The sequence below is a fragment of the Terricaulis silvestris genome, from assembly GCF_009792355.1.
GTDB lineage: Bacteria > Pseudomonadota > Alphaproteobacteria > Caulobacterales > Aquidulcibacteraceae > Vitreimonas > Vitreimonas silvestris.
In genome coordinates, this window is sequence record NZ_CP047045.1 from 1,638,542 (window position 1) to 1,652,358 (window position 13,817).

Annotated in this window: 12 protein-coding genes; 6 read left to right on the forward strand and 6 right to left on the reverse strand. The window is 64.4% G+C overall.

From position 1 onward, the window contains the following. Positions 1-3: 3 nt before the first annotated feature. Both DSM104635_RS08355 and trmFO read right to left on the reverse strand, forming a co-directional pair. Complete coding sequence (locus DSM104635_RS08355) at positions 4-471, reverse strand: nuclear transport factor 2 family protein (protein ID WP_158765760.1); 468 nt, start codon at positions 469-471, stop codon at positions 4-6. Between the two features lie 9 nt (positions 472-480). Further along, positions 481-2,016, reverse strand: a complete 1,536-nt coding sequence (gene trmFO / locus DSM104635_RS08360; protein WP_407703508.1) for a methylenetetrahydrofolate--tRNA-(uracil(54)-C(5))-methyltransferase (FADH(2)-oxidizing) TrmFO — start codon at positions 2,014-2,016, stop codon at positions 481-483. A 23-nt stretch (positions 2,017-2,039) separates the two neighbouring features. Here trmFO and DSM104635_RS08365 point away from each other — a divergent pair, with 23 nt between their 5' ends. Next, complete coding sequence (locus tag DSM104635_RS08365) at positions 2,040-2,906, forward strand: hypothetical protein (RefSeq protein WP_158765761.1); 867 nt, start codon at positions 2,040-2,042, stop codon at positions 2,904-2,906. A gap of 42 nt (positions 2,907-2,948) precedes the next feature. Continuing rightward, positions 2,949-4,280 carry an MATE family efflux transporter gene (locus tag DSM104635_RS08370; protein ID WP_158765762.1) on the forward strand — a complete coding sequence of 444 codons (1,332 nt, stop codon included), beginning with the start codon at positions 2,949-2,951 and terminating at the stop codon, positions 4,278-4,280. Here the strand turns inward: DSM104635_RS08370 and DSM104635_RS08375 are convergent. Together DSM104635_RS08375 and DSM104635_RS08380 are read right to left on the reverse strand one after the other, a co-directional pair. Next, positions 4,277-5,167 (reverse strand): cobalamin biosynthesis protein CbiG, encoded by an 891-nt coding sequence (locus tag DSM104635_RS08375; protein ID WP_158765763.1) that lies wholly within the window; start codon positions 5,165-5,167, stop codon positions 4,277-4,279. The genes DSM104635_RS08370 and DSM104635_RS08375 overlap by 4 nt on opposite strands. 1 nt (position 5,168) lies before the next feature. Beyond that, complete coding sequence (locus DSM104635_RS08380) at positions 5,169-6,167, reverse strand: NADP-dependent oxidoreductase (protein WP_158765764.1); 999 nt, start codon at positions 6,165-6,167, stop codon at positions 5,169-5,171. A 129-nt stretch (positions 6,168-6,296) separates the two neighbouring features. Here DSM104635_RS08380 and gltX point away from each other — a divergent pair, with 129 nt between their 5' ends. Continuing rightward, positions 6,297-7,634: a glutamate--tRNA ligase gene (gene gltX, locus DSM104635_RS08385; protein ID WP_158765765.1), complete on the forward strand. Its 1,338-nt coding sequence runs from the start codon at positions 6,297-6,299 to the stop codon at positions 7,632-7,634. Positions 7,635-7,640: 6 nt separating this feature from the next. Further along, positions 7,641-8,465, forward strand: coding sequence for a CPBP family intramembrane glutamic endopeptidase (locus tag DSM104635_RS08390; protein ID WP_158765766.1), 825 nt, complete (start codon positions 7,641-7,643; stop codon positions 8,463-8,465). On the opposite strand, the gene DSM104635_RS08395 is transcribed toward DSM104635_RS08390, so the two are convergent. Beyond that, on the reverse strand, positions 8,447-9,931 hold the full coding sequence (locus DSM104635_RS08395; RefSeq protein ID WP_158765767.1) for a TLP1 C-terminal extension domain-containing protein: 1,485 nt from the start codon (positions 9,929-9,931) through the stop codon (positions 8,447-8,449). The two genes, DSM104635_RS08390 and DSM104635_RS08395, sit on opposite strands and share 19 nt — an antisense overlap. 130 nt (positions 9,932-10,061) lie before the next feature. Between DSM104635_RS08395 and DSM104635_RS08400 the strand changes: the two genes are divergently transcribed. Further along, a complete protein-coding gene (locus DSM104635_RS08400; RefSeq protein WP_158765768.1) occupies positions 10,062-11,207 on the forward strand; it encodes a nitronate monooxygenase in 1,146 nt (381 codons plus the stop codon). A gap of 109 nt (positions 11,208-11,316) precedes the next feature. On the opposite strand, the gene DSM104635_RS08405 is transcribed toward DSM104635_RS08400, so the two are convergent. Continuing rightward, positions 11,317-11,892, reverse strand: coding sequence for an LOG family protein (locus DSM104635_RS08405; RefSeq protein WP_158765769.1), 576 nt, complete (start codon positions 11,890-11,892; stop codon positions 11,317-11,319). Between the two features lie 83 nt (positions 11,893-11,975). On the opposite strand from DSM104635_RS08405, the gene DSM104635_RS08410 reads away from it, so the two are divergent. Then, positions 11,976-13,817, forward strand: a complete 1,842-nt coding sequence (locus DSM104635_RS08410; protein ID WP_158765770.1) for an ABCB family ABC transporter ATP-binding protein/permease — start codon at positions 11,976-11,978, stop codon at positions 13,815-13,817.

The window sequence follows — 13,817 nt, forward strand, 5'->3', positions numbered from 1 at the left end:
TGGCTAAAATCGCGAATGCGGATTGACTGCGCCCTCAACCGGTCCCGCCACGACGTCCCAGTGCTCGACTATGCGGCAGTCCTGAACGCGGAAGACGTCAGCGAGTGCGTATGCAGGGGCGCCTTCCGCAGGGGTGAAACGCACGTGCAGAAACACGAGATCGCCTTCAGCGATCGTGCGGACAATCTCCCAGCGCGCTTGAGGCACTGCGGCGATCACCCCCTCTAGAAAGCTGGCGGTCGCTTCGCGTGTGCCGCCGGGAATGTCAGGTTTATGCTCGATGAAGTCGGGCGCCATGTAACGTTCAAAGGCCGCGCGTGGATGACGCTCGGGCTCCACGAGTGCTTCAGTGTAGAACGCGACCACCACGGCGCGGTTATCGCATTGCGCGCCGCTAGTGGGAGACCCGCGATGCGCACACGACGCAAGTCCCACGCTCGCCGCAGCGAGCAGAAAAACAAAACCGCGCATTCGCTTCCCCTAGGCCGCCGTTAGCCAGCTGTTCAAATCCTGTAACGCCCGCTCCGCCATCGCGAGCTTCTTTGCGCGCCCGCGCTCTTCGCCCTTGAGCTTCTTCCCGTCCGCCCCATGCGTCGGCGCGGCGATCTCCGGAAATAGCCCGAAGTTCACATTCATCGGCTGAAACGAGCCCTTGCCGCCGGCAATATGCCCGCCCGTCACGTGCGCAATCAACGCGCCCAGCGCAGTCGTGGCAGGCGGCGGTTCAATCGCACGCCCCAAACGCTCCGCCGCAGCAAAGCGCCCCGCCATCATCCCCATCGCCGCACTCTCGACGTAACCCTCAACGCCCGTCACTTGCCCCGCAAACCGCACGCGCGGCTCCGCGCGCAGACGCAGCGTGCCGTCGAGCAGCTTCGGCGAATTCAGAAACGTGTTGCGATGGATCCCGCCCAGCCGCGCAAAGCGCGCGTTTTGCAAGCCGGGGATCATGCGGAAAATCTCTTCCTGCGCGCCGTACTTCAGCTTGGTCTGAAAGCCCACGATGTTGAACAGCGTGCCAAGCTTGTTGTCCTGGCGAAGCTGCACCACCGCATGCGCGCGCTTGCCGACGCGCGGGTCCAACAGCCCCACAGGCTTCATCGGCCCAAACCGCAACGTGTCGAGCCCCCGCTCCGCCATCACCTCGATCGGCAAGCAGCCTTCAAAGTAGGGCGTATTCTTCTCCCATTCCTTGAACTCAGTCTTCGCGCCCGCGTTCAGCGCATTGATGAACGCCACATACTGCACCTCATCCATCGGACAGTTCACATATGCGGCTTTGTCGCCGCCCGGACCTTCCTTGTCATAACGCGACTGCTTCCAAGCAATGTCGAAATCAATCGAGTCCGCATGCACGATCGGCGCGATCGCATCGAAGAACGCGAGCGAGTCTTCGCCCGTGAGATTGCGAATGGAGTCAGCGAGGGAAGGCGAAGTCAAAGGTCCTGTCGCGAAAATAATACTCTCGTCATCCCGGCCGGAGGCGCGCAGCGCCGTAGAGCCGGGACCCAGGGGATCGTAGAGCGCATCATTTGCCCCTGGGTCCCGGATCGCGCTCCGCGCGTCCGGGATGACGGAAAGGAGTTGATCGAGTGATTTGATCTCTTCGCGCTCCACCGTGATCAACGGATGCGCCACCAACGCCGCCGTCACCGCATCGCTAAACACATCGCGATCCACCGCCAAAGCGCTGCCAGCCGGCACCTGCGCCGGGCCAGCGCTCGCCATCACCAGCGAGCCCAACCGCCGCATCTCTTCATGCAGCAGCCCAACAGCATTCCCGCGCCAGTCATCGCTACGGAACGAATTGGAACACACCAGTTCCGCGAACTTCTCCGTGTGGTGCGCGTCGGTTTTCACCAGCGGCCGCATCTCGTGCAGCACCACCGGCACGCCAGCGTTCGCCAACGCCCAAGCGGCCTCGGATCCAGCCAAACCGCCGCCAACGACATGCACAGGTTTCATCTCAGACCACATGCCGCGCCGATGCCGATCCTTCAACCCTCGCGGCGCCATGCGATTCCATGCATAAGCGCCCCATGAGCGCTCCGATCACCCAGCCGAACCGGCTTCCCGTTCGCGATTCCGTCGGCGCAGCGCTCCGCTTCGTGCGCGAGAATTGGCGCTTCATCGCTGCCGCTGCCGCCGCCGGCGCCGTCGCCACCACTATCGCGGGCGCTCTGGCGCTCGCCGTACCGCCGCTTGGTATTGTCACCAGTCTTGCCAGCGGTTTCATCCAAGCGACAACCTACGCCGCCTTCACCGGCGCCATGTTGTTCGGCGCCGCCGCTACGCGCGGGCGCCTCGCTGGCGATGGCGGCCGCGTCTGGGTCGCGATGGCGATCATCGCGTTCTTCATGATGCTGGTCATGGTTGTGCTCACCATCCCGGTCTTCATGGCGCTCGCCGTCGGACCGATGGCGCCGTACCGCGACGATCTCGCCGCCGCCGGTCAAGACCGCGAGCGTGTCAGCGCGATCATGCTGCAATTCGCCGAAGCCAATCCCGGCGCGCTGTTGCTGGTTGCGCTATTCTACTTCGCCGTCTGGTTCGTCCTGACATCGCGCCTCTATATCGCGGCGCCCGCAAGCGTCGATCAGCAACGCATCCTCAGTTTCGAAACCTGGGCTTGGACCAAGGGCGCTACGTTGCGCATTATCGGCGCGCGTCTCATGCTGCTCTTGCCGGCTAACATCTTCGTCGGCGCACTGGGCTATCTCATCGGCCAAGCCGTGGGCGTCAACACGATCGACGTCGTCGCAGCCACCACCGCCGCGGCCGCCAATCCCGTCGGTTTCCTCACCTACATTTTGATCTCGACCTTTCTCACCTTTGCGCTTTATTCCGCGCTCGAAGCAGGGCTTTCCGCCGCGATTTATCAGCGCCTGAAGCCGCCCGCGCGCTAAGTCTCGACCGACTCGTCGCCCTCCGCTAAAGAGCGCGTCCCCATGGCCCAGACGCGCCCATACGTCGCCGCATTGCTGCGGCTCGCCGGACCCGTTGCGCTCGCACGCCTCGGCATTATCGGCATGGCCATTGTCGACGTCGTCGTTGTCGGCCAACTTGCGCCCGACGAACTGCCGCACCAGGCGCTCGGTTGGGCGCCGACGGCGGTCTTCCTCGTCGCAGCGATCGGATTGCTGCAAGGCGTGCAAGTTCTCGCCGCGCGCACGCTCGGCGAAAAAAATCCAGAAGGCGCAGGCGTTGCACTCCGCCGCGGCCTCGTCCTCGCGCTGGTCGCCGGCTTGTTGTCAGCCGCGCTGATGTGGCTCGGCGGCGAGCGCATCTTCACGGCATTCGGCATCGGCGCAGATCTAGCGGGGCCATCGACGCCCGTGATGATGGTGCTCGCGCTCTCGATCCCGCTGCATCTGCTTTACATCGCCGGCACTTACTTCCTTGAAGCCATCAAGAAGCCCGGCATCGGCAGCGCCGTGATGTGGGCGGCCAACATCGTTAACCTCGCGCTCAATCTGCTCTGGGTGCCCGAGCACGGCGCCATCGGCTCCGCCTGGGCCACCGTCGCCGCGCGCGTTTTCCTCTCCGGCGTGCTGCTAGTCTGGATTTTCCTGCTGCGCGACGGCGCTCATTACGGCGTGCGCAAGCTCGGCGCGAAAGGCCCAAGCTTCAGCGCTCTGCTCGCCGTCGGCGTCGCCGCCGCTGTCAGCCAGGCGGTGGAAGCGGGCGCGTTCTCGGCGATGACGGTGATCGCCGGCCGCATCGGCGCGCATGTCGTTTCCGCTTACCAGATCATGCTCAACCTGATGGCGTTCGTTTTCATGGTGGCGCTCGGCCTCGCCACCGCAACGGCCGTGCTGGTCAGCGAAGCCATTGGCCGCAAAGCGCCGCACGACGCCGCCCGCGCCGGCTGGACCGGCATTGGCCTCAACGCCATCGCCATGATCATCGCCGCCATCGCGATCCTGATGTTCGCCGAACAGATCGGTCGCGCCTACACCGCCGACGCAACGCTCGCGGCGCTGCTCGCCTCACTGATGTGGGTCGCAGCCCTCGCACTCCATCCTGATGGCGCACAAGTCGTCGCTGCCTCCGCGCTCCGCGCCCGTGGTGACAATTGGTTTCCCACCTTCAGCCATATCTTGGCGTACGCCGTAGTGATGCCAGTGCTCGGCTATTGGCTCGCCGAGCGCCAAGGCATGGGCGTCGCTGGCCTTCTGTTTGCGATTTTCTGGGCCAGCGTCCTGAGCGCCGCGGTTCTGCTCTTGCGCTGGCGCGTGCTCGCGAACCGCTTGCCAAAGCAAGCAACGCAAACCGACTAAGCGCCCACACCCAAAATCCAGCCTTCCTCGCGCTCCACCACGTCGCGCCGCGCATCATCCTTCGCCGGCCCAAACAGCGCGCCGAGCTGAAACTTTTCATCCAGCGCATTGAACCGCTCGCAAGCGCCGCGCACCTGCGCCGCGTCCCTCACTTCGGCGCCCTTGGCCGCCGTCGCGAACATGCTTGGATAAATCTCAGCGAACACCGCGTCCACACCCGCGACATCGTCCGCGCCCAAAGGCTTCCACCCCGTCTCAAACGGCCACAGCTTTGCCGGCCGCGCATCGCGCAAGCGCTTCACCACCGGCATCCCCGTTAGCGCCTGACCACCAACCGAGCCTTGATAATAGAGCTTCCAGACCGAAGAGGGGCCCTTCACGGCATCCTCCGCCAACCGAAACTCCGGCAGATCGCTTTCGCGATGTTCGCGCACGCGTTTGGCCGAGAGCATCGTCTGCTCGTCGCGCGCCGGCGCGCCCCAGAACGGAAACGCTTCGCCCGTCATCAACCGGTTCATCTTGGCGCCGACTTGAAACCGGTTGTTCGCGTTGTCGGCCTTGTCCTTCACTTCCTTGGCGACGAAATCCATCACCGCGCGCCATGGCTCACCCGGCAACTTCAGCGCCGCCGCCGTGCCGCGCGGAAACGCGAACGGAAAGTCAAAGCCCACCAGCGCGCGCTCCCGTTTGCGCTTCAGATCGTCGAGCACATCGTTGAGTAGCTTTTCGGCTTCAGCGCGCGTCGGGGGATTGTGCGCCTCGAACGCCATCTGGAAGCGCACATTGCGCTTCAGTACGCCAACCCAAATGGAATCCGCGCCCGTCGCGGGTTTCGCCGCGGCGCTCCAATCCACCATCACGTACGCTTGGAACAGCCGCGCCGACATCTCAGTCCAGCTTCACCAGCATTTTGCCGGCATTGCCGCCGCTAAACAGGGTGAGAAACGCTTTCGGCGCATTCTCGATCCCGTTCTCGATCGTCTCTTGCCACTTGATGCGGCCGTCCTTCACCCATTGCGTCATCTCAGTGATGAATTGCTCACGCATGTCGATGAAGTCGAACACGATGAAGCCCTGCATCTTGATCCGCTTGCCGACGATGTACGGCATGTTGCGCGGACCCGGCGACGGCTCCTTGTCGTTATAAACCGAGATCATGCCGCACTCGATGAACCGCGCCCACGGCCGCGCCACCTCGAGCGCCACTTCCAAATGCTCGCCGCCGACATTGTCGAAATAAATATCGATGCCCTTGGGCGCGGCCTTGCGAACGTTCTCGAGCAGGTTGCCCTTCTTGTAGTTCACCACCTCATCGACGCCGACGCTCTTCAGCCAGTCGAGCTTTTCATCGCTGCCGGCCGACGCCACCACCGTGCACTCACGGATCTTCGCGATCTGACACACGGTCGAGCCCACAGCGCCGCCGGCGCCGGAGACGAACACCACATTCCCAGGCTTCGGGTCACCGATGCGATGGAAGCTCGTGTACGCCGTCATGCCCGGCATGCCGAGCACGCCGAGATATGCTTGCGGCGGCACGCCACCTGCGAGCTTGGTCAGCGGCGCGCCCGTCGAGACGAACGCCTCGCGCCAACCCAGATTGCTCTCCACCAGATCGCCCGCCGCAAAGTTCGGATCGTTGGACTTCACGACTGTGCCAACAGCGCCGCCCTGCAGCGCTTCGCCTAGCGCAAACGGCGGCACGTAGCTCGGTCGGTCATACATCCGCCCGCGCATGTACGGATCGACGGACATCCAGCCATTGCGCACCAAAACTTCGCCCGGTCCCGGATCCTTCAGCTCTACCGTCACCACCTCGAAGTTCGCCGCTTCTGGCATGCCTACTGGCCGGCTCTTCAATCGGATTTCGCGCGCCTGCTTGGCCATGGATGTCTCCTGTGCGTAGGTTTTGCACCCTAGAGCGGCCCATGGTCCTGGCAAGCTGATCCGGCCCGCTGGACAGGTGAGGGCGGCGCGCCGCATAACCCGGCGCTCCCGAAAGGTCAGTCTAACCGAATGTCCATCCGTCTCCGTTTCGCGCCGTCGCCAACCGGCAACATCCACGTCGGCAACGTGCGCACCGCGCTCATGAACTGGCTGTTCGCGCTGAAGCACGGCGGCCAAGTGCTGCTGCGCATCGACGACACCGACATCGCGCGCTCGACGAAGGCCTACGAGGAAGGGATCGAGAGAGACCTCACGTGGCTCGGCCTCGCCTGGCAGGACCGCGCCAACCAATCCGCGCGCTTCGACGTCTACGAGAAAGCCGCCACGAAACTGAAAGACGGGGGTCTTCTTTACGCCGCCTACGAAACCGAAGAAGAACTCGACCGCAAGCGCAAGATCGCTCAAGCCACCGGCAAGCCGCCAGTCTACGATCGCGCCGCGCTGAAGCTCACCGACGCCGACAAAGCCAAGCTCGAAGCCGAAGGCCGCAAGCCGCACTGGCGCTTCAAGCTCTCCGGCGCGCGCAAGGATTGGGACGATCTCGTCCGCGGCCATCAATCCATCGACACCGCCTCGCTCAGCGATCCCGTGCTGATCCGCGAAGACGGCGCCTTCCTCTACACGCTGCCCAGCGTCGTCGACGATATCGACTTCAAGATCACGCACATCGTCCGCGGCGAAGACCACGTCACCAATTCCGGCGTGCAGATCGAAATCTTCGAAGCCCTCGGCGGCCCGGTTCCGCTATTCGGTCACTTTCCATTGCTGGTCGGCGCTGACGGCAGCGCGCTGTCCAAACGCATCGGCTCACTCGGCGTCGGCGAACTTGCTGCCGACGGCTATGAGCCGATGGCCGTGCTCTCGCATCTCGCCAAGATTGGCACCTCCGATCCGGTCGAAGCACGCCTCACGCTGAAGCAGCTCTCCGAAGAATTCGACTTCGCCAAAATCGGCCGCGCCCCCGCACGCTTCGATCCGGAAGAGCTGAAGCGCGTCAACGCTTCAGTCTTGCATCAACTCGATTACGCCACCGCGAAACCAAAGCTCGCGCAGTACGACGCCGACAAAGGCGAAGCGTTTTGGACCGCCGTTCGCGCCAATCTCGCGCTTTGGCCGGACGTGAAAGAATACGCCGCGATCGTCGACGGCCCGATCACGCCCGTCATCCCCGACGCCGCTTTCGCCACCGCCGCCGCCGAAGTGCTCCCAACTGGCGCCTACGACGCCACCACCTGGCAAGCTTTCACCAATGCCGTGAAAGAAAAAACCGGCGCCAAGGGCAAAGCGCTCTTCATGCCGCTCCGCCAAGCCCTCACCGGCATGGACCATGGCCCAGAGATGGCGGCGCTGTTTCCGCTGATCGGCGAAGAGCGTGCGCGCAAACGCCTGCAAGGCCAGGCGGCTTAAGCGCCGATGTTCAATGTCCTGAAGAATCCCGCCGGCCGTCTCCGTAGCGGCTGGTGGGTCGCGATCTTCTTTATCGTCCTCGCCGCGCTGCTGGTTCCGCTGATCCTGCTCTCAGGCCAACAGGCGGGCGTGCCGATCTGGGCCCAAGCGCTGATCATCATTTTCGCGACCGTCGTTTGCCAAGCGCTCCGCCGCAAACCGCTCGCCGAAGTCTCTGGCGCGTTCAACACTACCTGGCTCATCCAACTCGCGTTCGGCGCCGCCATCGGCGCGCTCCTGATGATCGCACCGGCATTCGTCCTCTTCGCCACCGGCGCCGCGCGCTGGACCATGAGTGAGCAGGGCGCCGCCGCCCTTCTCCCCGCCGCGATGCTGATGGCCGCCGTCGCCATAGCGGAAGAATTTCTTTTCCGCGGCTTCCTCTTCCAGCGCCTCATTGACGGCCTCGGCCAGTGGTGGGCGAAGCTCATCATCGCCGGACTCTTCGTGCTGACGCACTCGACCGCACTCGAAGGCGCAGGAGATATCCGCTATCTCGCCGGTCTCAACATCTTCGTCGCCTCGTTGATGTTCGGCTTTGCGTTCATCAGAACGCGCAGCCTCGCCATGCCCGTCGGCATCCACTTCGCCGCCAACTTCGTCCAAGGCGGCGTCCTAGGCTTCGGGGTCAGCGGCAACGATGAGCAGGGGTTGCTGATGCCCACACTGGACGGCCCGGACTGGCTCACAGGCGGCGCGTTCGGTTTGGAAGCGAGTGTGCCCGGCCTCGTCTGCGTCATCGCCATCACCGTAGCGCTGTGGCGCTGGCGTGCTCAGCCCAATGCCCAATAGGCGACATCGTCGCGCATCCGCGCTTCGCCGCGGGCCCCAACGGGCTCAGCGTTTCCATCCGTCAGGAACGCGATCGTCTCAGCGTCAGCACCAGCGACTTGCGCCAAAAACCGCCGCCCATCGTCGGTCAGTCCAACCACGACGCCACGCTGCGCCGCGCCCTCGCGATCGTAGAACACCGTGTAAGTCTCAATCACACCCGGCCCCGCGTATTCCTGTGTGAACACCGGCGCGCGCCCGCGCTGCGCATCCGCCTCGGCCTGCACATCAAACGGCCGCGCCTCATCGGCGCCATCGCCAGCCTCGCGCAACAACACCACCGCGTGGTTCGTGTTCGCAAACCCGCCATTGCCAAACAGCAGCCCACGCGACCCCTCGCGCCGCATCAGCTCCACCATCCGCGCCACCGCGTGGCTCATATAGTTCCCAACCGGCCCGCCGCCGAACGTCAGCCCGCCAACCACCGACATCGGCAATTCCACCGGCCACCCAATCGCCCGCCGCGCCATTTTCGGCACGCACGGAAAGCACGAATAGAGCTCCACCAGATCCAAATCCGTTGTCGCCAGTCGATTGAACTCCAGCGTCATCTGCAGCGTCGTCTCCAACGCAATCGAGCGATCATAACCTTCACGCGTCAGCACATCGCGCGGCTCACTCGCGCCGGCGCCCCGCCCAACATAAACAAGTCGCTCATCCGCCACGCCCATCGCCCGCGCCTTCGCCAAGCTTGCGACAATGAACCCCGCGCCCTGGTTCACCGATTGGTTCGCCACCATTAGCTTCGTGTACGGAAACGCGATCGGCCGATTGTTGGCCGAAGCCGCCGCGATCTCCTCCGCGCTCACACGCTTGCGCAACCAAGCATGCGGATTAGCCTCCGCCACCGCTGAGAATTGCGCCCAAATCTGCGCACTCTCGGCTTGGCCCTCTGCCAAAGTCTGCCCACGCGCCGCCCGCAGCGCGTTTTCGTAGAGCGGATAAATATCCGTCGGCGCCACCAAGCCATGGCGCTTCCTCACATCCTTCGCCACACGCTGCGCCGACTCCCGCACCGCATCGCGCGCGCCGGCGCCCGCGTTCTTCGCCCGCCGCGCCGCCGTCCGCAGCGCTTCGCCGCCGACAACCGCCGCCACCTCGATCTCACCCGCGCGCACACGCTCCGCCGCCGCATTCAGCAACAGCACCGGGCTTTCGCCGCTCGGATACGCCGTCTTCATCAGATGCTTCGGCGTCGCGCCAAAATACGCCGCCACCATCGCCGGCAGTTCAACCAGATCCGGAAACGAAAGCTGATCCACCACCGCCAGCGACTGCATTTGCTTCAGCCAGCCGCCGCCCGCATCGCGCTCAGCCTCCGTCAGCGCCGCCAGCATCAGCCCCAGCGAATCCAGCGCCATCTCGTCCTCAGCGCGGTCATTCACCTGACCCACGCCCACAATCACCGGAATTCGAGATGCATCCATGAGGTGACCTTAGCACAAGCCTATGCAGGTTGGAGCGCGGGGCTCCAGCCCCGCATCTTCCGTTGCGTCCAAGTTGCGAGGCTGAAGCCTCGCGCTCCAACCTCCGAACAGAGCGTGCTAGAGATCGTAAATGCTCAACTCCGCACTCTGCCAGCGCCTCGGCATCGAATTTCCGCTGTTCGCCTTTTCGCACTGCCGGGACGTCGTCGTCGCCGTGTCCAAGGCGGGCGGCATGGGCGTGCTCGGCGCCGTCGGCATGTCGCCCGACCGCCTGCGCGAAGAGCTCGACTGGATCGAGGCCCACGTCGCCGGCAAGCCCTACGGCCTCGACCTCATCGTCCCCAACAAGTTCGAAGGCAAAGCCGAAGCGTTCGACTCCGACAAACTGCTCGCCGCGCTCCCCGCCGAACACAAAGCCTACGCTGACGCCATCCTCAAACGCCACGGCGTCGATCCAACCGCGCTCGAAGAGAACCGCAAGCTCTCCACCAACTGGTCGCAAAATCTGCGCGAAGAGGGCGCGGCGAGCGGCCTCGAGGTTGCGTTCCAGTACCCGATCAAGCTCATCGCCAACGCACTCGGCCTGCCGCCGCCTATCATGTTGGAGCAGGGCAAGAAACACGGCGTCGCCGTCGCCGCCCTCGTCGGCGCCAAGGAGCACGCGCTCGCGCAAGTCGCGGCCGGCGTCGACTTCATCATCGCCGCGGGCGGCGAAGCCGGCGGCCATTGCGGCGACGTCTCCACCATGGTGCTGATCCCCGAAGTCTGCGCCGCACTACGCGCCATCAACTCCGACGTGCCCGTGCTCGCCGCCGGCGGCATCGTCACCGGCGCGCAAATGGCCGCCGCCATGGCGATGGGCGCCGCCGGCGCCTGGTGCGGCTCGGTCTGGCTTACCACGCCGGAAGCCGAGACCAACCCCATCGTCAAACAGAAGATGCTCGCCGCCACCTCGCGCGACACTGTCCGCTCGCGCTCGCGCACCGGCAAACCCTCGCGCCAACTCCGCTCACCCTGGACCGACGCGTGGGAAAGCGAAGACGCGCCGAAGCCGCTGCCGATGCCGCTGCAAAGCTTCGTCTCCGAGCCCGCGCTGCGCTACGTCGATAAACTCAGCCAAAGCGGCCACGAAGGCGCGCGCGAACTCGCCACCTACTGGGTCGGCCAAGGCGTCGGCCTCATGAACGAACCGATTTCCGCAGGCGCCGTGGTGCAAGCGTTCAAGGAAGACTTTATCGTCGCGACAGAGCGGCTCGCGAAATTCGTGGAGGCGTAGCTCGAAAAATATGGACCGCCGGCGCCCTCGCCGGCATGCGCACGAACGATCAAGCACCAGCGGCGTCTTGTGTTTACGAAGAAACCGGCGAGGGCGCCGGCGATCCATATTAAGCCGTAACCGGCACACCCAGCTCCGCAAAGCATTCCTCAATGCTCCGCGCGTACGCCACCGCGTCGTGAAACGAGTCCGGCGTCAGCTTCGCTTCGATCGTGTGTTGCATCAGTGTAAAGAACGGCGCCCAGAAATCGTCTTCCGACAAAAACACCACCGGCTTGCGATGCAAATCCAGACGCCGCCACGACAGCGTCTCGACTGCTTCCTCAAGCGTGCCAATCCCGCCCGGCAGCACCACAAACGCGTCGCTCTCCTCGAACATGATCATCTTGCGCTCGTGCATGGTGTCGACCATGCGGTGCGGCACGCTATCGAGCACGATCTCGCGCCGCTCTAAAAAGCGCGGCATCACGCCCAGCACGTCGCCACCCGCTGCGTGCGCCGCTTTCGCCGCACGTCCCATCAGCCCGATCGAGCCGCCGCCATAAACCAAACGCAATCCGCGCGCCGCCAGCGCTTCACCAAAGCGCGTCGCCAAGTCGTGATATTCGGGCTTCGTCGACTCCGAAGAGCCGCAATAGACGCACACCGAACGCAAAGGACGGGGGACGGAACTGGAATCATCCATGCGCATAACCAAGCTTAGCCAAGATGGCGCCATTGCGGGGAAAAACCCCCGCGCCTAAGTCCTCCCTTCAAGGAATGTTCCAAATGGCGCGCGGTGAAGGAAAAGTGGTGTCGAAGGCGGAACCACCCGTCGACCCGTCGCCGCCGATCACGCGGACGATCGGCCGTTTGATGAGCCTTATCGGCGGCTTACGCGGTCCGGGCTACCGGCTCCGCCTTGTGGTCGCCTTCCTGCTCACGCTGTTCGGCAAAGTGCTCGCGGTGTTTTCGCCGCTCGTTTTGGCCGAAGGCATCAACCGCTTGTCCGAAGGCGACGCCACCGGCGCGCTGCCAACCTTCATCGGCCTCGCCGGCTTCTGGGCAGCGCTCCGTTTCGCCTCCACCGCAGGCCCGCAAATCCGCGACGCCATCTTCCAGCCCATCAGCGAAGAAGCCCAGCGCCGCGCTGGCGCTAATGTCTTCAGCCACGTCCACAATCTTTCGGTGCGCTTCCATCAATCCAAGCGCACCGGCTCAGTCTATCGCACCATCGAACGCGGCGTCCGCGCGATCGACTTCCTGCTGCGCTTCCTCGCCTTCAACATCGCCCCGACGGTGATCGAACTCCTGCTCGCCGCGGGCGTGCTCGGATTCCGCTATGGCTGGTGGTTCGCGCTGATCGCCGGCGCCACTGTGTTCATCTACGCCTGGATCACGTTCGGCGTCACCGAGTGGCGCTTGAAGCATCGCCGCGAAATGAACGAGGCCGACAGCGAAGCCGCGGGCAGGGCGGTCGACTCGCTCCTGAACTTCGAAACCGTGAAAAGCTTCGCCGCCGAGTCACGCGAAACCGAGCGCTACGATCGCGCGCTCTCCAGCTACGCCGACGCCGCCATTCGCTCCAACACCTCGCTCGTTCTGCTCAACGTGCTGCAGAACCTGCTCATGAACATCGGCCTCGTCGGCATGGTGATCGCGGCCGGCTATCTCGTCGCCAGCGGCCCGATGGGCCCCGGCGACATCACCGCCGTCATCCTAATCATGACGAACCTCTACGCGCCGTTGAACATCCTGGGCTTCGCCTATCGCGAGATCAAACAGACCAGCATCGACATGGAAAAGATGTTCACGCTGCTCGATGAAGCGCCCGACGTCTCAGACAAACCCAACGCCGCCGTGCTAAAGCCGGCGCGCGGCGAAGTCGTGTTCGACGCCGTTGGCTTTGCGCACGAGGGCCGTGACACCGGCCTCGACGCTGTCTCCTTCACCGCGCCCGCCGGCAAAACCACCGCCATCGTCGGCCCTTCCGGCGCCGGCAAGTCCACGGTGCTGAAGCTGCTCTTCCGCTTCTACGATCCCACCGCAGGCGCCGTGCGCATCGACGGCCAAGATCTCCGCGATGTAACGCAAGCAAGCCTACGCAGCGCCCTCGGCCTCGTCCCGCAAGACGTGGTCCTCTTCAACGACACGCTCCGTTACAACATCGCCTACGGCAAGCCCGAAGCTGCGCAAACCGAACTCGATGACGCCGCCCGCCACGCGCAATTGCTCACCTTCATCGAATCTCTCCCGCAAGGCTGGGACACCCGCGTCGGCGAGCGCGGCTTGAAACTCAGCGGCGGTGAAAAGCAACGCGTGGGCATCGCCCGCGTCGTGCTGAAGGACCCCGCCATCCTCATCCTCGACGAAGCCACGTCCTCACTCGATTCTGGCACCGAGTCCGAAGTGCAAGACGCGCTCGAGGACGCTTCTCGCGGCCGCACTACGCTCGTCGTCGCCCACCGCCTCAGCACCATCGCCAACGCCGACCAGATCCTCGTCCTCGACGCCGGCCGCATCGTCGAACGCGGCACGCACGCCGCCCTCATCGCCCAAGACGGCCTCTACGCCACCCTCTGGCGCCACCAAGCCGAAGAACCGGAAGCCGCTGCGGCGGCGGCGGAGTAG

Bases quoted from the DNA above. Each gene is read 5' to 3' on its own strand.
- DSM104635_RS08355 (WP_158765760.1), bottom strand. From the start codon at position 471: ATGCGCGGTTTTGTTTTTCTGCTCGCTGCGGCGAGCGTGGGACTTGCG.
- trmFO (WP_407703508.1), bottom strand. From the start codon at position 2,016: ATGGCGCCGCGAGGGTTGAAGGATCGGCATCGGCGCGGCATGTGGTCT.
- DSM104635_RS08365 (WP_158765761.1), top strand. From the start codon at position 2,040: ATGAGCGCTCCGATCACCCAGCCGAACCGGCTTCCCGTTCGCGATTCC.
- DSM104635_RS08370 (WP_158765762.1), top strand. From the start codon at position 2,949: ATGGCCCAGACGCGCCCATACGTCGCCGCATTGCTGCGGCTCGCCGGA.
- DSM104635_RS08375 (WP_158765763.1), bottom strand. From the start codon at position 5,167: ATGTCGGCGCGGCTGTTCCAAGCGTACGTGATGGTGGATTGGAGCGCC.
- DSM104635_RS08380 (WP_158765764.1), bottom strand. From the start codon at position 6,167: ATGGCCAAGCAGGCGCGCGAAATCCGATTGAAGAGCCGGCCAGTAGGC.
- gltX (WP_158765765.1), top strand. From the start codon at position 6,297: ATGTCCATCCGTCTCCGTTTCGCGCCGTCGCCAACCGGCAACATCCAC.
- DSM104635_RS08390 (WP_158765766.1), top strand. From the start codon at position 7,641: ATGTTCAATGTCCTGAAGAATCCCGCCGGCCGTCTCCGTAGCGGCTGG.
- DSM104635_RS08395 (WP_158765767.1), bottom strand. From the start codon at position 9,931: ATGGATGCATCTCGAATTCCGGTGATTGTGGGCGTGGGTCAGGTGAAT.
- DSM104635_RS08400 (WP_158765768.1), top strand. From the start codon at position 10,062: ATGCTCAACTCCGCACTCTGCCAGCGCCTCGGCATCGAATTTCCGCTG.
- DSM104635_RS08405 (WP_158765769.1), bottom strand. From the start codon at position 11,892: ATGGATGATTCCAGTTCCGTCCCCCGTCCTTTGCGTTCGGTGTGCGTC.
- DSM104635_RS08410 (WP_158765770.1), top strand. From the start codon at position 11,976: ATGGCGCGCGGTGAAGGAAAAGTGGTGTCGAAGGCGGAACCACCCGTC.